We start from the raw sequence: 18,841 nt of genomic DNA on the forward strand, positions 1-18,841 counted from the left end.
ATGAGCGAACACGCAGGCAAGACGGTCTTTATCACCGGAGGTACCAGTGGCATCAACCTTGGTATCGCCAAAGGCTTTGCCAGCGAAGGGGCAAAGGTCGCTGTTATCGGGCGCGATCCGCAGCGCGCTGCAAACGCTGAGGCGGAAATCAAGGCAGTGTGCACCGGCGACGGCGATGCCATGGGCTTTTCGTGCGACGTACGCGAATATGATGCGGTTGAGGCGGCGCTCAAGAAAGTGGCCGACGCCTATGGCTCCATCGACGTTCTGATAGCAGGCGCTGCTGGCAATTTCTATGCGCCGCTTCTTGGGATGAGCGCGAATGCCTTTCGCACAGTGGTCGATATTGACCTGTTCGGCACCTTCAACGCGTTTCGTGCAAGCTATCCCTATCTTACCAAGCCGGGCGCTTCGCTGATCGCTATTTCGGCAGGGCAAGCAGACCGTGCGAGCGCCATGCAAGCCCATGCTTGCGCAGCCAAAGCAGGCGTGAACCAGCTAACCAAGGTTTGCGCGGTCGAATGGGGACCTGCTGGCGTTCGCGCAAACATCATTTCGCCTGGCGGCATTGCCGACACTGTCGGCGTCAAGTTCCTGAGCAAGGATCCTGCCCGGTTTGAAGAAGCAATCCAGCGTATTCCGGGCAAGCGGCTCGGCACAGTGGATGAGATCGCAGACGCAGCGAAGTTCCTAAGCTCGGATGCCGCGCGCTACATCAATGGTCAGGTAATCTACGTCGATGGCGGGCTTTACGCAGGCGATGCGAGCGTCGACTGCCTCAACCCACCACCTCGCGAGAAAAAGGCATGATCAAGCGCGTTTTATGGGGCGTTCTTGCGCTCATCATCATTGCTGGTGTCTGGGCCGGCTTTGAGGTGTACCGCGTCTCGGGCCTTGGGACGAAACTGGAAACGAAGCTCGCCGGCGAATGTGTGCGGGTGGATGTGGCTCCCGGTGCAGAAGACATCCAATACGATCCTGAAACTGGCCTTGCCTTCATCAGCGCCGAGAACCGGCGCGTGGTCGACCACAACAATCCGGCGCCGGGTATGGGAACGGCCGATGGGAACGGCATCTACATCGTTGATGTAAACGTGCCCTTGGACCAGATTGGACAAGCCACCAGAGTTTCGCCCGAAGGATGGCGTGATTTTCGTCCCCACGGTCTTTACCTTTGGACTGGTGAAGATGAGGCAGGAACCGCGGCAAAGCGGCTGTTCGTGGTCAATCACAAGAGCATGGCGCGCGAGAACATCGAACAGAATGTCGAGATTTTCAACGTCGGCGAAGGCGGCATGCTGACCCATTTGGAAAGCATCTCATTTCCGGAGATGTTCTCACCCAATGACGTTGTCGCTGTCGGTCCACGGCAATTCTACGCCAGCAATGATATCGTCAACCAGGAAGGCATTGCGCTTTATGCCGAAGCGCTTTTGTCGCTTCCGCTGTCTTCTGCGGTTTTTTTCGACGGTGAAAAAGGCCGTACGGTTGCAGAAGGGCTGGCGTTCGGGAACGGGATCAATGTCTCACCCGATGGCCAAACTGTTTATATCGCCGAATGGACCGATCACGAAGTGAGTTTCTACGACCGGCTTGAGGACAATTCGCTTAGCCACCGCGCGAGCTATTCGATGCCAGCAGGCGTCGACAATATCGACGTAGGCCCCGATGGGACTATCTGGTTTGGCGGACTAAGCCGCCTGTTCGATTTTATCGAAAGCAGGGACAATCCGGCCAAGACGGTGGACTCGATCGGCGTGAAAGTTGACCCTCAAACCGGCGCATACGAGGTAGTGTTTCAAGCGTTCAAGGGCGAAATCAATTCAGCTAGCATTGCGGCAGTCGCAGGCGACAAGCTGCTGATCGGTTCGGTCAACGATCCGTTCGTTCTGGCCTGCCCCAAGCCCGACTGAGCGAGGCGCACACAGGCCAGAGCGCGCGAAGTGTTTGACCAGCTGTTAGGAGCCGCAATCCTCCTCGTCCCCGCAGCCATCTTCCTCTCCTTGCCAGAAGTCCTCATTACCAGCCCCGGTCACCGGATCGTCGATGAGGGGATCATCCTCGAAGTTTGAATTTGGCGTCAGGTCAATCAAGCCGCCGAGAAGCGGTCCTTCCGGGCGAACCTCGGGCGGAGTGAGGCCGTCCTCAATAAGGTCGCGCGTTTCTATCTCGCCAGCATCGGTCGACGGTTCCAAAGGAGGATTGGGTGTCGGCGTTGGTGTCGGTGTCGGTGTCGGTGTACCCGTCGCACATGATGCCGGATCGGCAATAATGCAGCCATTGATCGTGGAATCGAGCGCCGGATTGCTGTCGATCAAGGTTTCCGCAATAGTATCGATACCGGTCACTCCGCCAACCACACCGTTGATGACGATGGGTTGATCGGTGGTGCTGAACGACCGGATCAGAATCGAGTTCACATCGAACCCGCGCCGATCATCGAAGTCGGTGCCGGGAACGGTGTTCTGGATGAACACGTCGCTGGCGCGGGTCGAAATGCGCAGATCGTCCGAGCGGATCACACCTTCGGGCCGGTTCACGCCATCACTGTCCGCGAGCCGCAGATCGATATCGGAAAGGCTGAGACCATCAATATCGATCAATGCCTGATCGGTTGCTGCGATGAAGTCATTTGCCAGCACATCAATACGGCCAGCAAGGCCGCCATTGGCATCAAGGACGGAAATTCCGCCGTCCGCCGTATCGATGCGAACAAGGTTTGCAGCGTCAAAGACAACATCGGTATCTGCTATCGCACCTGAGATCGTCGCATTGCCCAATACCTCAATGTCACCATCTGAAGTGAAGGTGAGAGCGCTGGATTGGCCAAATGTCTGGTCGAAATTGCCGGATCCATCGCCGGCAATCGCGTCGAATTGATCGATCGTGATCAGAGCGTCGAACCCGCTGCCGGTTGCGAAAGCGGTAAAGCTGAGGCTGCCGCCCGATGTGATATGGCCGAGCTCGCTATTGTCGATCTGGTAAGGCAGGCTGTCGTTCTGCGCCCCGCCAAGGGCCATATCGCCGAACGTCTGGAACTCGATCGAGAAGGTGCGGCTCTCGCTACCGATGATGCTGTCACTACCAAGCGCAACGTCACCTGACGTCACGCTTATCGCCTCGGCCAGAGCGGTACCATTCACCGCATCAAAGAGGCCGCCTGCATCAATATCGAGGAAGGTGCCAGCATCTGCGATACCTTCGATAGTCACGCTGTCGGCAGCAAAGATCGTAACATTGTTGCCATTAGCATCATTGACGATGACATCGCTGTTCAAGCTTTCGAGCGTTACGTCATTGGTTGCAGTCGCGAGGCGGCCTTCAAGCGTGCCTTGGGCAGAAACAAGCACATCACCATCGTTCGCAATCGCTTCGATGGCGAGATTGGTGCTCGAACCAACATCAACGCCTGAACCTTCAGCGATGAGGAGATTATCAATCACAGCATCTGTGACGGAGACTTGACCGCCGTTTGCCAAGAGGTTCGCGTCGGGCGCGGTGAGCGTGCCAAGGGTAATATCGCCAACCCCGCCAATCGTGACCGGTCCACCACTACCCGATCCGCCCGTTCCCGTCGCAGAACCTGCAACAAGATCGGCGGCATCACCGGCTGTCAGCGTTGTTCCCTGAATGGATTCCTCGGCTGTCATGGCGACTGTGGAGCCGGCAGTAACTGTCACGAAGTCAATCGAGAACGCAGTCACATCCACCAGACCGCCAGCACTCGAATTGCCCAGATCAGCGGCAGCCGCAACATTGATCACGATATCGCCGCCGGTGATGATCGAGTTGAGGCCCGTGGTGATCGAACCACCCCCGTCAGCGATGAAATCGCCATCTGCCTCGGCGTGGTCGACGTCGATGTCCCCGGCCGAATCGATGATAATGTCTCCGCCAGACAGCGTGTTCGCAATCGTGACGCCCAAATCGAATGCGGTGACTTCTACCGTATCAGCTGCATCAATCTCAAATATATCGACCAGCGCGCCTTCGACCGTCACCAATCCAGAACTTACGATGTCGTCACCAGAGGCCGAGCCGCCGGCAAAAAGCGAAACGTCGCTCGCATCAAGGGAGCCGAAAAGGACGTTGCCGCCATCAAGGTTGATGCTTCCGCTCACACTGGAGAAGTCGAGGGTCACATCGCCGCCTGCCGTGAGGAACACATCCGATGGCGAAGACGCATCACCAATGTTGATGTCGCCGTCAGCCGAAAGGTCGATACTCGCGCCATCCTGATTGAAGAAGCCTGCGATGAAACTGCCGGGTACTTCGTAGAAGCCCGGGCCAGACCCGACCTCATCCACAAGCGTTAGTTCACCGCCGGTATCAATGCCGCCGACGATGATGGAATCGCCCACCGTGATGCCAATGTCGTTTGAACTGGTAAGAGTCCCGGTGCCCAGCACGCTTCCTGCTGCTGCAATCAGGATCTGATTGGCGTCGATGCCTGCATCGCGCAGATCGACATTACCGGTCAGACTTTCAGCAGAGAAAAGGTTCGCCGCATCAAGCTGTGTGTCGATACCATTTGTGCCCATCACGATATCGTTGCGGGTCTGGATAAGGATGTCGGTCGCCTCGACCACCGCCTGCTCGATGAAGAGCTGGATCGTGTCGTTATTGCTATCAAGACCGATCTCGATCACGTTCTGCGCGTCCATATCTCCAAGGCAAACCACGCCTTCAAGACATGGTCCCGTCAGCAGACCGTCGTCATCGCTCAAGCTGGAAAAGCCAGCAGATGGCGCATCGCGCACATCGGCCTTGATCGAACCAGCTATAAGCGAGCTATCGAGACCTTCGACCGCATCACCTTCGAGCACAATCGCTGCGTCATTGGCGTTGAGCGTGCCATCGACGACAAGCGAGGCAATCGGCGTAGCGGGGAGCGAAAGAAGGTTCTCTTCGCCACCTGCGATGAGGATCAGATTGGGCCCCTCTGAGAACGGCGATGCCGGATTGATCGAGGTTATAGGATCGTTTGCCGCTGAAAGCGCAGCGCCCGCCTCAACGATGATGTCATCGCCTGTGTTAACAATGAAGGAATCGCCTGCGGCGGTGATGGAACCGCCCGCGAACAATGCGTTTCCGCCTGCCCTGATATCAATACCGGCATAGCTGGTGACGGTCCCGTTGATCGTCGAATTGGAGAGGAAATCGTAAGCGAATACCCCGCCACCGAAATCGATCCGCCCTGCATCAATGATAAGTCCAGAGAAATTGCTTGCGCCCAGCGGCCCAATGACGCTCGCATCATTGAGCGTCACACTGCCTTGTGCGGTCAGCACCATTGCCGGCCCTGAACGAAGGTCGTTGGCTACAATGGCTCCGCCCGCGGTGATCAATTGCTCACCGACCGAGTTAAAAATGGTGCCGTCGCCCGATGTGAACGATCCGCCAAGGTTCACGCTCAATCCTTGGCCCACATCCACGGTCGGTGTCGCAGTCGTATTCGCGAGATGCGTTGCATCAAGGTTTCCGCTCGCAGTGAAGCTGGCGCTCTGCGTGACCACGAATTGCCCGTCGTTTTCCATTTCGATGGCGATGTCACCGGTCACGTCAGCGAAGAACGGACCATCAACCGTGACCGGCCCACTGTCCGATGTAATCAGGAGTGAACCCGAACTGCTTCCAGGCGCGCCGGTGGCATCAATGGTGAGATTGCCCATTAAGATAAGGCCATCGATTGATGTCGAGGTATCGCTGATCGTGACCTGTCCGCCGCCATCGCCAGAAGCGTCAATATTCACGTTGCCCAGATTGATAATGCCGGGGCTGCCTTCGATGACTTCAATCGTTGGCGCGCCGCCAAAGCCCAGCCCGGCATCGCCATTAGCGCCAATGACCAAGCCCGCGCTGTCGACACCGCCCCGACCACCTTCACCACCAAAACCTGTTGCAACAAGGTCGACATCGGCGATGTTGATCGTACCACCAACAGCACTGATCAAAGGTGAGCCGCCGATGCCAATCCCGCCATCGCCGCCTGCGCCTGCGGTTTGACCTTGTGCGTTGTCGCCGCCGTTACCACCAGCGCCGCCTTCGCCAAAGCCCGACAGGTTGAATGGACCCGATCCCTGAAGGATTGTAACCTCGCCGCCCGTCGCAGCGGTGATTGCCGCGGTTCCGCCCGTGGCATTACCGCCCGCGCCGCCATCACCAGATGCACCGGCACCGAAGTTGGCTTGCCCGTCTCCGCCTGCGCCACCGACGCTGTCCGCATCAAGGATAAACGAGGACGCATCGATTGAAATCAAAGCATCGTCTTCGACCGCAAGGCTTGCAGAACCACCAATCGCGCTGCCCCCGGCGCCGCCACTGCCGCTGGGATCGAGGGACTGTCCTGCTTGCGACCCGAGCCCACCGTCGGCGCCCGTTGCACCCGCTACAATCGCGATAATCGAGTTGGCCTGAAAATCCGCGTTCGGTCCGGAGACAAGCAATGTGGCATTGCCGCCCGTCGCCCCGCCACCAGCTGCACCGTCAGTGATCGATCCGCCTTCGACCAGACCCGGCGCGCCGCCCGAAGCGGTCGCATCAATCGTCAAAGCCTCAAACACAACGAACACATCGTTGATGGTTAGCTGCGCTGTGCCTCCCATGCCATCGCCGCCATCGCCGGCAATCGCGCCCTGGCCGCCTGCACCGCCAAACCCTTGCGCAATGACAGAATATTCCTTGGGTGCCGCGTCGTCCTGACTAAGGGAGATAAGGGCATTGCCACCCATGCCATTTCCGCCGAGGCCGCCATTGCCTTGTGCGATGCCATTGGCAAAACCGATGCTGCTTTCACCGCCCTCGCCGCCGGTGCCGCTTGCATTCACTGTCAGCGTCTCGAACGTGAGGTTTCCAGCCGTATCATTGAAAAGGGCAATTCCCCCTGTCCCTGACCCGCCAGCACCGCCCGAAACGTCAGGATTGCCGTTGAAATCGAACCGGCTATCGCCGCCTTCGCCGCCATACGCTTGAGTGGAAACGACAACTGCGGTCGCGTTTACCGTCGCGGTCCCATCCAGATTGAATGTCGCGCTCCCGCCTTCAGCATCGCCACCAATCCCTCCGATTGACGCACGTCCAAAGCCGCCCTCTCCGCCGGAAGGTCCAAAGCCCAGGTCGCGGTTGCCCGTCGCCTCGACGGTCAGGGTATTTGTGACGGTCAGATCGCCCGAAATCGCATTGAAAGTGGCGGTTCCTCCGACGGCATTGCCGCCATTACCGGCGTTTGTCCCGTCTTCAAAACTGCCAAAGGTGCCAAAGCCGCCAACGCCGCTTGCGGTTACATTAAGGTCACCGATACTCGCATTGCCGCCGTCAAGATTGAATTCTACCTGCCCGCCAATGCCGTCGCCGCCCGGGCCGGTATTTTGCAAGCCGTTGAGAAGATTGACCGTTCCAATGCCGAATTCGCCCCCCGGCCCGCCTTCACCGATGGATGAAACTGTAATTTCTGCCGCGCTAAGAAAGCCGCCCAGGACATTGAAACGCGTAATCCCGCCAACACCTGTGCTGCCCATGCCAGCAAAGAAAGTGTCGAGGATCTCACCATCAAAGGCAAAGCTTCCGTCGGTTCCCGCCGAGAGTTCGGCAAAACTGAGTAATCCGTCCGCCCCTTGGACAGTGATGTCGATAGTGCCGCCTATCCCGTCACCCGCATCACTTCCGCCCGTCCCGGAAATCGCAAAGCCATTTGCATTCAGCGACAGGAAGTCTCCAAAACTGATCGTTCCATCGTCTGCGAGGACCGTTATGCTACCGCCTCGGCCACCAGACGCTCCGCTAGCACCGATTGGTACGCCAGTACCATCGGCGCTGATAAAGCTGAAACCTGAAAAGCTGATGCCGCCGGAGTTGCGGGCGGTTATGTCAATGCTTCCCCCTTGGGCCAGATCGCTCGCCACGCCGAACCCGGAGAAGGAGTCTCCTGCATCTGCGAAGATTTGGAGGCCATCGGCGAGCAGGAAACCGTTTTCCGCTGTCAGTCGGACATTGCCCGCTTGAAGAAGGGGGCCGGGCGCACCAGCGCGCGAATCTGCATCGATAGAAAGGCTACCGCCAATGGTGAGGCCTGCGCCTGTATTAAAGCCGGTATCAAGGACGCTTATCGCAACGGTGTCGCCAACAGGTGCACCCACTCCGCCTCTTGTGCCGGCATCGATTGTAAAGCTGTTTTGAACGTCAACCAGGGTATCAGAATTGAAGATATTGATCGTCGCACCGCCGCGCCCGACCTGCCCTTGGAATGACGCGCCAGCGCCGTCGAACGAATCTGCCGCGTCAGCGGAAACATCAACGTTGACCCTGCCAAAGAAGTGGGCGCCGCCCGAGATATCCAGATTGAATTGGCCTGCGCTCGCGTCGTTCGATTGCGCGATAGTATCGTCTTGGCCGCCGGTCGCCTCGGCGCTCGCATTGACGACAAGCGCGCCAACATCCACGCCGCCACTGGCAAGCGTAATCGAGACATTTCCGGCGGTTGAATCGCTGCCTTCGAGGGATCTTTGCGGGACCCCTCCCGAAGTGCCGGCATCACGCGCAAAGGAATTGATCGTGAGCGAGCCAGATACGTCGACGAACCCTTGGTCGACCAAGAGCGACACGTTGCCGCCCTGGGCAGAACCGCTGCGAACCTCGCCCCTTCCGCCATTGGCAGAAGCATCGATCGTGAAATCGCCGCCAACTACGAGGTTGGCGCCATCAAGAACCGATATGGAGATGTCGCCGGCAACCCCGTCAGAACCAATGCCCTGACCGCCGTTGTTGCGGACGTTGTCGATGTCATCGAGCCCTTGGCCGCGCGCATCAAGCGACAGATTGCCACCAACCGACAGAGCCCCGCCATCAGGCGCACTTATGCTGCCATCGAATTCAACCGCAAAGTTGACATCGCCACCATTGCTAACCCCATCGCCTGTCGCGACACTCAACGAACCGGTGACATCAATTATGCCGACCTGATTGATTGTAAGGTTGACTTCATTCCCCGCGATCAGGGTGAGATCAGCTGCATCGTCCGAATTGCCAACTTCAACACCCACGCCTGTAAATGCCGGGTTCGTGAAAGCTTGGACATTGATCGTGTCCTCGGCAAAAACGGTCGTGTCCGAGGTCAGGCTTAGCGATTCAAGCAGGACGTTCCCCGCAGGTCCTCCGTCAATCGTAGTGTTGACGATGTTGCGTGAAATTTGAACGTTATTGCCGCTGAAAGGAGGGTCTTCAACGTTGACCTCTTCGCGCTCGACCCGGTCGCCGGTCGTCAAGATGATCTCGCCATTGACAATCTGGGCGCTGCTCGCCTCGGAATAGCCGATCGTCCCGGCTAGAAGCATGGTCAGCGCATTGTTCTTTGGCACGGCGACGAAATACATTGCCTGCTCGTCGGTCACACCGGTCGATGACGGGCCAGTGGTAGAACCTGAGTGAACTATCCCTTCTCCATCTTCGGTTCCAACGCCAACTGTTATATCAAAGAGATTATTCTGAATGGTCAAAACAGCTTCTTCAGCCGCCACGAAGGCAGCGGAGCCGTTGACATTGATGTTCCCGCCCTGCTCAATCCGGGGCGCGACCATGGCGATGTAAGAATCGCTGTTTGTGGCCTGAATAGAAGCGAGGTTCTCAACCACAATCGCCGATCCAGAATCGCTTACACCCAGGAAATTGATCGCGGACGGGTTTGGAACGACATCATTGGGATCAATGGTGCTCGTGCTCAAAAGCAGGCTACCGATATTGAAGAAAGCCTCCGAGCCGATAATCAGCCCGCCCTCGCTCGAAAACCAGATATTGCCGCCGACTATCGAGCTGCTGAAAATGTTGGACTCGATACTTCCGTCGATGCGAACCGGGCTCGCAACGCCGGGCGTGGTGATGCGGTTGAGGACGGTGTATTCGCCGACATCGGCGGAGAAGAAAAGGCTGTTACCGGCATCAAGGAACGAGACAGCTGCGCCCGTCCCGGCATCGAAGGTCGTCCAATCAATGATCGCCGATGAGCCAAGCAGTTCAACCCTGTCTCCCGATGCCGACGGGGTGAAGGCAACTGCGTCTGAATCAAAAGAGGCACTCGCATTCACCGAAATGCCGTTAACGCTCATGGTTGCAAGCGGCGCCCTGGGAGGGGTTGCCTGAAACGGCGCCGCATTGGTGACGGGAGCAACGGTAGTCGACGGTACTGAGGGAGCCGAATTGACCGACAATGTCACCTGCTCGGGCGGTGCAACCATTGCGTGATGAGCGTTCGGGACAGTGGCATTACGCGGCAGAGGGCGCGTTGTGACCATGGTCGATGCCGGAGGCGCTGAAGCTCTGGGGGTAGCGTTTTGAAGACCCTGGTGCCCTCCGCCCAGCGCGCGAAATTCGGGCATCGTCTGCGGCACATCATGCGCATGACCGCGCATTTGCGAGAGGCCCATGCCGGGCGCGGACTGCGCTAGGGCCGGCGCGCTGCTCGCGGCCAGAACCGTTGCGGCCGCCAAGCCAGAGGCGCTCCGCAGCCAGTTGCCACGCAGACCATTACGATGAGCCGGTTTGCTCGAAATCATGATACTTTCCCCCCGCGCCTGATCATTTGAACCAGGGCTGCAATTGCACTGTGAGTGTACCGAGGATCCTCACATCGCCTTTGCTTGTTTGAAAATTGGTTTTCTCCAGCGGCACCGCTGCGAACAGATCGAACAACGCCTGCCGCCCGATTGCCATGCGCACACCTCCACCAACGGAGGTAATGCTGTCAGATGTGTCGGCCGCATCGTTGAGTTCAACCCGGGCGTAATCAACAAAGGCGAATGGTTGGGCCGCAATGCCCTCGGGCGTTTCCGGAATGAGTGATCCGGCAAAAGCTTCAAGCTGGAAGCCATACCCCTTGTCACCGATAATCGCACCCGGGTCATAGCCGCGGCCGACCGTGAAATTGCCGCCCGAATATTGCTCATAGCCAAGCAGGCGAGCGGACGAATGTTGAAAGCGGTTGCGGATGTTGAAACCGACTGCCGGCGTTACCCGATAGGTCAAACTGGACGCGCCGCGCAGAACGAAACCTGTCGGATCTGCGTCAAGCCGGCTCAGTGGAACGGCGCCCGGCGCTACACACACTGCAAAATTCACACCGCACGACGGCGATGCTCCAAAAGCATCGATACCATGACGCAATTCAAGCGATGCCGAATAAGCAACTTTCGGCTCGAAAATCGAATATCCGCCCCGGCCGTTGACGCTGTCCCGATCCATCTTGGAAAAATCGAGGCGGGCAAACGCCACGCGAAGCTTGTCCTGACTGAAGTCAAGATCGGTGAAATCGACACTTTGATCGATCAGATCTCCGCCAACCGAAAGGCTGAGATTGCGCTCTTGAGAGCGGATGACGGGATACCGAGCATAGAGCGAGGCGACGAACGTGTCGGTGTCGAACACATCGGGTCCACCCGGCACATCAGGTGTCGACCACGCGCGCGTACCGGCAAGACCAAAGGTCAGCCCTTCTGAGCCGAGCTTGAACTCGTGATAGCCCGAGAGCACGAGCTGCTCGCTAAAATCATGGGTCGAATAGCCGCTGATCATGGTTTCATCGCCAAGGCCCGTGAGACCGTTAAGGCGCAGGCGTGCAAGCCCGCCGAAACGACCGATTTGGCGGCTGCCGAAATTCTGTACGTTTACATCGATAAGGAGCGGCGTGTGGACCACATCAAATACGCCCACGACGTCACCCGGATTGCCGCCCTGCTCCTTGGAGACCGGCTGCAAGGTAAGACGCACATCAAGCCCCGGAATATCGCGCGCCAGCAGCAGGTAACGTTCCGCCTCGTTCGAGTTGAACACATCCTGAGAAGCCAGCTTGTTGAGGATCGGGCGTAGCGCACCGCTTGACGCGCCAGCATCTCCGCGCACTTGCACGCCCTTCATCCGCGCAAGCAGCACATCGAACTTCACTCTGCCCTCGCCGATGGTCTGCACCGGAACCTGGACCGCTGCAAGATAGCCTTCGCTGCGCAAAATGGTCGCTGCGCGGTCGCGGATTTCGCAGATTGTGGCGACAGGGATCTCCTGCCCGACATAGTCCGAATAGCTCGGCGTCAGCAGCGAGGGATCAATCGGGCCCAGACCTGAAAATTCAGGCGCGGCAAAAGTGAAAGTGAGATCGGCAAACTGCGGCGCTGCGAGCGGACAAGGCGCACGTTCAATAGCGCCTTCGACCGACACAGGAGCAGAGCCCTGACGCAATTGATCTTCGATTGTGCGCCGCTCGATTTCCTCGCGGGTTGGGGCAATCTGCCCTTGCGCTGAGACCACTTCGGGAAGCGCGCCAGCCAGAACCATCGCACCTGTCGCGAGCAGCGTCGACTTTACAAACAAACCCGCCATTATTGCGCCTCCGCCACATCGCCCGCAAAGGCAAGGTCATTTGCCGGGGCAGTCATCGACGAGGAAAGCAACGGGCGGGTCGCATCCCCGATCACAGCAAAAGCTGCCCAATAAAACGGGTGAGATGTCGCCGCTTCGTCCATCAGAAGCTGGCGTGATTGCTGGAGCGCAGTGCCGACCGTTTGCCCTTCTCCGCGCCTGAACATTTCGGTCATCAGCCGCTGGGTGGCGTCGAAATCATCGGGCACCGGCCAATGGCTCGCCATGACGGCGCGCCCTCCTGCACCAATGAATGCACGCACCAATCCTTCAAGCTCCGACCCTCCGCCAGACGAAAGACCAGCGGCTCTGGTCGCCTCGACACTTGCAGAACCGGCGGTGTCGCAGGCTGAAAGGATCACAAGGTCAGCATCAAGGTTGAGCTCAAAGATCTCTTCAAAGCTCAAAAGGCCATCCGATCCCGACCCGCCAAAGGATGTAACAAGGGCAGGTTTTGCCGGACACCCCGGATTGGGCGATGTGACCAGACCGTGCGTCGCGAAATGAAGAACGCGAAACTCATCCAGATCACCGCGCTGTGTGATGTTCATGTCGGTAAAGCTTTCGCGAGTGACCACTTGAGCGGCCTCGCCACCGATAATCCCTGCCGCAGTGCGCAATTCAGATGCGCTGATCGGCTCGTTCCATTGACTGGCTGGCCAGAAGCAATCGAGCGCTTGCGCGGTGCTCGTGAAGCTGGCCGGCAAGCTCGCTCCAACCGGGGCATTCTCGCCAAAGCCGACATATTGCCGGTTCGCGTTCGAATTGGACGCTTTGCGCGCCTGGACGAAGGCCTCGGCAGACACCGCTGTGCTCACCGAACGGTCACGGCCAAGCCAGCTTACGCCGGTAAAGTCGTATTCGTCCGCAGCAGGGCGTGAAAGCCGCGCCGTATAACGCTCGACCGAGGCATCGTCCGTGACCAGAAGATCAGGCGGCAGCCTCAGCATCGCTCCATCTGGTTCAAAAATGATGTGCTGTGCTGCCTCCAACCTGCTGGCAATGGGACCGAACAGTGAGGTGTAGAGCTCTCGCGCTGCGCCGATCTCGAACGGCAAGGTGAGAACCTGGTCGGCATCCACAATCGCAATGGAATCACGGATAAAAGCGACCTTCTCATCAAGTTCGGTGTTGGAAATGGGCGCGCGGTAGGCGATCGCCGTTTCGCTGTCGGTGTAAAAGACAAAGATGTCATTGCTCACCACTGCGAGGCGGGCATAAGCCTCACCGGGCCTCAGCGCAGAGCGGAATTCGTCAAGGTCGAGCGCAGACTGAGCCACCACTCGATATTGCGGGTATTCGTTCAGTTGAACCTGCGTTTGAATCTGCGCGGTTTCGAGATTGCTGATCTGGGTCAAAAGCTCAGCTGAACGACGCCGGTTGTCCGCTGTATCGGGCTGCGCAGCCAATGCTTCGTACCGGATGCGTGCACGCTCAATCTCGCGGCCAAGATCCTCCGATTGGCGAAACAGGCGAGAGGCTTCGTCCGAGTTTGCACTGAGCCTGCGCGCCAGGACTGCCTGCGTTTCTGCAACACCCGGCCGGATGAGAACTTGCGCGGCTTTGAAGAAATCGTTGGCTGCGCCATCAACTTTTCCCACTCGCTCCGCCAGAAGCGAATAATAAGGCGCCAGCTGGTTGGTGAAGCCGATGGTCGCATTGCGCTTTCCAATCGCGCGGTCGATCACGGAACCGTAAAGATCGAGCGCCTCTCCTTCGCGGTTCTCCCGAAGCAGAAAAGCGGCAAGTTGCGCTTCTGATGCACTCACCGCGCGGCGTTCCGGATATTGCGCGCGAAGAAGGGCAAGACCATTACGCAAGTAGCTTTCGGCAGTTGAGGAGTCGCCTTGACGCTCAGCGATCAAGGCAAGGTCGCCGAGCACTTGCGCGCGAAGCCGCGTGATTGATGTGACCCGCCCATCGCGCACCGAAAGCGCTTCGCTGTAAGCGTCAATGAGGTCAGCGCGCGCGCCTTCCAGATCACCACCAAGCCGTTTGGCAGTGCCGCGAATTTGAAGTGCCTGCGCATCGATAATCTGCGCACGCTCGTCGGTTGTAAGGCTTAGCTCATCGACGATACCGAAAAGATATCCGGTTTCCTGCTCACGATTGAGCCGCTCGGAAATAGGTACAGTGATCGCAAGCTCGCCCGAGACGGTGGTCGCTCCGATCGCACTGCCCGGTAGCTCTTGTGTCAAACGCTCAATCGCGGCCTCACCAAACCCCTGATTGAGCAAGTGGATCGCCTCGAAATTACGCAGGAGCCGAGAGGTAATCGCATCATCGCCGCCGAACTGGCGGGCGTTTTCAAACAGTTTGTTGGCTACCGCAAATTCACCAAGATTGCTTTTTTGCAATGCGCGGTTGACGAAAAACTCGCCCGGATTGATCGCTGCATCTGTGTCATTTTCGAGCCGCTGCTGAAGCGTTTCAAAGTAAGCGGCCGCTTCTGCATATTCGCCCGCCAGATTGCGGCGATAGCCTTCTGCCAGGGCCTGCTCGGGCTTCAACGTGTCTGCTTGCACCCGCGCAAAAGACAAGGGATCAGAAACACTGGTCGATGCAACGTCGATTGTTCCTTGCGCGATGGCATTGTTCATCACCGACTGAAGTGCGAGCCGTGTCGCGCCATCATACGCCTCAAAACCTTCGGCGAAATAGGTGATCCCTCCTGACTGCGCTGTGATCTGGCTCCAGCCGAGCTGCGTTTGATCGACTGTACAGCTTTGTTTTTGCGAGCCGGCAATCGGACCTTGCATAGACGCGGCACCGGCAGGACAGGTGACAGGCAGCCGTCGCATGGAGCGAAGTGCCTCCCTCGTTTCTGAATTGAAATCCTCAAAAGCAAAAACTTCGGCGATCGGTCGCGGGCTGTCGCGACACACAACCGCCCACCGGCGGTCGAAAATCGATTCGCTTGCCGGGTTGTCGGTGCTGCGATCCTGAACCTGACACAGTATCCCGTCAGGGTCGCCAATCGGGAAACTGTCCCTTGTCAGAACCGCGCCGTCTTGAGCCGACACAGGCGACAAAGCCACAGCCAAGCCGACAAATACCAGTGACACCTTGGTGGAAAAATTCCCCACAATTACCCCCCATTTGCGTACAGGACACCCGCGCCCCAGCAAGGCCAAACAGCCTTCTCTCGCTCGCACGCGCCCTAACCATCTCCTACCCTAGGACCAGTAGGACCGGCAGGATAGTATAAATTGGACAGGAACGAGTGGCTCGTCGCTCTGCTGACCAATGTGAAAACAGACTAGGTAAACATGCGCAGAGGAGACTGCGCAGGAAAGTGCACTATATCACTTTGGAACGAATATGTTCTGAGCGCCGATCGGTCCGACAAAGCGATAGAAACAGGAGTTGATGGATGAAGCGATCAATGGCCGCCGGTGCAGTGCTCCAATCCTGGAGGGGCGATAGGACACCAACCAAGAAAAAAGCGGGCGGTGATTTTCATCCCCGCCCGCTCGTTATCATCGACGTGTCAAAACCGTAACTTAGAAGCCTTGGCTTGGCGGCGCGTAGCTGGTGAGGTTTATGCCTTCGACTGCGGCGGTGTACTCATCGATCGTTGGCGTGCGGCCAAGGATCGTTGAAAGCACCACCACCGGGGTCGAGGAAAGCAGGCTTTCCCCTTTCTTATCGGCTGCGTCTTCGACCACGCGGCCTTGGAAAAGCCTTGTTGAGGTCGCCATCACCGTGTCGCCCTTCGCAGCCTTCTCCTGGTTGCCCATGCAAAGGTTACAGCCCGGACGCTCAAGGTAGAGCATGTTCTCATAATCGGTGCGCGCGGCGTTTTTGGGATTGGTGTCGTCAAACTCGAAGCCTGCGTATTTGGCAAGCACGTCCCAATCGCCCTCTGCCTTCAACTCATCGACGATGTTGTAGGTTGGAGGCGCGACGACGAGCGGAGCCTTGAACTCGACCTTGCCGTTCTTCTTTTCCATGTTCTGGAGCATTTCGGACAGGATCTTCATATCCCCCTTGTGCACCATGCACGAGCCGATGAAACCAAGGTCCACCTTCTTCTCTCCGCCGTAGTAGGAGATAGGACGAATGGTGTCGTGGGTATAACGCTTTGAAATGTCGTTATTGTTGACATCCGGGTCGGCGATCATTGGCTCGGCGATGATGTCGAGGTCGACCACCACTTCGGCCGCGTATTTCGCGTTCGGATCGGGGCGAAGCGCAGGCACTTCACCCGACCGGATTTCGGCAATCCGCTTGTCGGCCTTTGCAATGAGGCCAGCGAGCACGCCTTTTGCATTGTCCATACCCTTGTCGATCATGATCTGGATGCGCGACTTGGCGATCTCGAGAGATTCGATGAGCGTTTCATCCTCAGAGATGCAGATCGAGGCTTTCGCTTTCATCTCCGCGGTCCAGTCGGTGAAAGTGAAGGCCTGGTCAGCAAGAAGCGTCCCGATGTGGACCTCGATCACGCGGCCCTGGAAGACATTGTCGCCAAATTGCTTGAGCATCTGGGCCTGCGTCGCGTGAACGACATCGCGGAAATCCATGTGGTCCTTGAGCGTGCCCTTAAAGGTCACCTTGACGCTTTCAGGGATCGGCATCGTCGCCTCACCCGTTGCCAGCGCCAGCGCCACCGTGCCCGAATCCGCGCCAAAGGCGACGCCCTTGGACATGCGCGTGTGGCTGTCGCCGCCAACGATGATATCGCGGTCATCAACCGTGAGATCATTCAGCACCTTGTGGATCACATCGGTAAGGGCAGGATAATCGCCCTCCGGATCGCGCGCAGTGATCAGGCCAAACTTGTTCATGAAACTCATGAGCTTGGGAATGTTGGTCTGCGCCTTCGCATCCCAGACCGACGCCGTGTGGCAGCCCGATTGATACGCGCCGTCCACGGTTGGAGCGATGACGGTCGCCGCCATAGCCTCAAGCTCCTGCGCGGTCATAAGGCCGGTCGTGTCTTGCGAGCCGACAATGTTCACGCCCACGCGAACGTCTGAGCCTGCGTGCAGGACCTTGCCCGGCTCAGTGCCAAGCGCGTTGCGGTTGAAGATCTTCTCAACCGCGCTGAGGCCCTGCCCCTCATGGCTGATTTCACGATTAGGCGCGTAGGCAGATTCCAGCGGAAGGCCGAGCGTCGTCTGAGCAAAGCTTTGGAGCTTCTTGCCAAAGACCACCGCGTAAGAGCCGCCAGCCTTCATGAACTCCATCTTCTGCGCGGTGAATGCGCTGGAGACATCGGCGAGTTCAGTATCGCCTTCGTAAAGCTTCTTCTCACGGGTGTTGATCGTCAGCACCTTGCCGGTTTCAACCGAGTAAGCCTGCTCGAGCATTGGATCGCCATAGCCATCCTTGACGACTTCGCCGTTCTCGTCAGTCTTTTTGACCCAGTTTTTAAGGTCGAGGCCGATGCCGCCGGTCACGCCCACCGTGGTGAGAAAGATTGGCGAGATACCATTGGTGCCCGCTACTACCGGTGCGATATTCACAAATGGCACATAAGGGCTTGCCTGCTTGCCCGCCCAAAGCGCAACATTGTTGACGCCCGACATCCGGCTTGAGCCGACGCCCATGGTGCCTTTTTCAGCGATCAGCATCACACGCGCATCGGGGTGCTTCTCCTTGAGCGCCGTGATCTCAGCCTGTGCTTCTGGCGTAATCATGCATTTGCCGTGCAGCTCACGGTCCGAGCGTGAGTGAGCCTGGTTGCCCGGTGACAGAAGGTCGGTCGAGATATCGCCTTCGCCAGCGATGTATGTGACGACCTTGATCTCTTCCTCGATGTCAGGAAGCTTGGTGAAAAACTCTGCCTTGGCATAGCTTTGAAGAATTTCTCTCGCGACCGCATTGCCGTCTTCATACGCCTTGCCCAGACGAGCGGTGTCGGCATCGTAGAGAAACACCTGAGTCTTCAGGACTTCTGCAGCTTTCGCGGCAATTTGCGCATCCTGGCCGAGTGCCAGATCGAGCAGCACCTCCACCGAAGGACCGCCCTTCATGTGGGAAAGAAGCTCAAACGCGAACTCTGGCGAAATTTCGGCGACGCTCGCCTTGCCAAGAATGATCTCTTTCAAAAACGCCGCTTTGACGCCAGCTGCGCTGGTCGTGCCGGGAAGCGTGTTGTAAATGAAGAATTTAAGCGCGTCCTCGCGGTTCGCATTGCCCGTGTCCTCAATAAGCGCAATCAGCTCTACGATCAGCGCACCATCGTCGATGGGCTTTGGCGAGAGGCCTTGAGTGTGTCGGTTTGCGATTTCGGCGAGGTAGTCGTCGTATAGACTCATGTCAGATCCCAAAAATTGCCTTGTGTGGTCCCGTGCCATCAGCGGGCATAGCGCAACGGGGCCGATTGTATGGATCAGGCCCGGCGTTGCTGCGCGCTCCATGCGCTGCTGCGCGTATTAGAGACTTCCCTCTGGCGCAAGGGCAATATCAACCGTTCGCCCTTGTCCCTTGCGCG

At 58.0% G+C, this 18,841-nt stretch carries 6 protein-coding genes; 2 read left to right on the forward strand and 4 right to left on the reverse strand.

Features of this window, described 5'->3' with window-relative positions; all coding sequences use genetic code 11:
- Nucleotides 1-810: an SDR family oxidoreductase gene (locus MWU38_RS02500; RefSeq protein ID WP_247270252.1), complete on the forward strand. Its 810-nt coding sequence runs from the start codon at nucleotides 1-3 to the stop codon at nucleotides 808-810.
- Nucleotides 807-1,913, forward strand: coding sequence for a hypothetical protein (locus MWU38_RS02505; protein WP_247270253.1), 1,107 nt, complete (start codon nucleotides 807-809; stop codon nucleotides 1,911-1,913). Before MWU38_RS02500 ends, MWU38_RS02505 begins: the two co-directional genes overlap by 4 nt.
- Before the next feature lie 45 nt (nucleotides 1,914-1,958).
- On the opposite strand, the gene MWU38_RS02510 is transcribed toward MWU38_RS02505, so the two are convergent.
- From MWU38_RS02510 to MWU38_RS02525, 4 genes are all read right to left on the reverse strand, one after another.
- Nucleotides 1,959-10,544 (reverse strand): hypothetical protein, encoded by an 8,586-nt coding sequence (locus MWU38_RS02510; protein WP_247270254.1) that lies wholly within the window; start codon nucleotides 10,542-10,544, stop codon nucleotides 1,959-1,961.
- A gap of 22 nt (nucleotides 10,545-10,566) precedes the next feature.
- Nucleotides 10,567-12,360: a ShlB/FhaC/HecB family hemolysin secretion/activation protein gene (locus tag MWU38_RS02515; RefSeq protein WP_247270255.1), complete on the reverse strand. Its 1,794-nt coding sequence runs from the start codon at nucleotides 12,358-12,360 to the stop codon at nucleotides 10,567-10,569.
- Entirely contained in the window at nucleotides 12,360-15,485 is a 3,126-nt protein-coding gene (locus MWU38_RS02520; protein ID WP_247270256.1) for a CHAT domain-containing protein, read from the reverse strand. The genes MWU38_RS02515 and MWU38_RS02520 overlap by 1 nt, the downstream gene beginning before the upstream one ends.
- Nucleotides 15,486-15,902: 417 nt before the next feature.
- Nucleotides 15,903-18,665 (reverse strand): bifunctional aconitate hydratase 2/2-methylisocitrate dehydratase, encoded by a 2,763-nt coding sequence (locus tag MWU38_RS02525; protein ID WP_247270257.1) that lies wholly within the window; start codon nucleotides 18,663-18,665, stop codon nucleotides 15,903-15,905.
- Between the last annotated feature and the right edge of the window lie 176 nt (nucleotides 18,666-18,841).

The organism is Qipengyuania sp. S6317L1 (assembly GCF_023015615.1).
Classification (GTDB): Bacteria; Pseudomonadota; Alphaproteobacteria; order Sphingomonadales; family Sphingomonadaceae; genus Erythrobacter.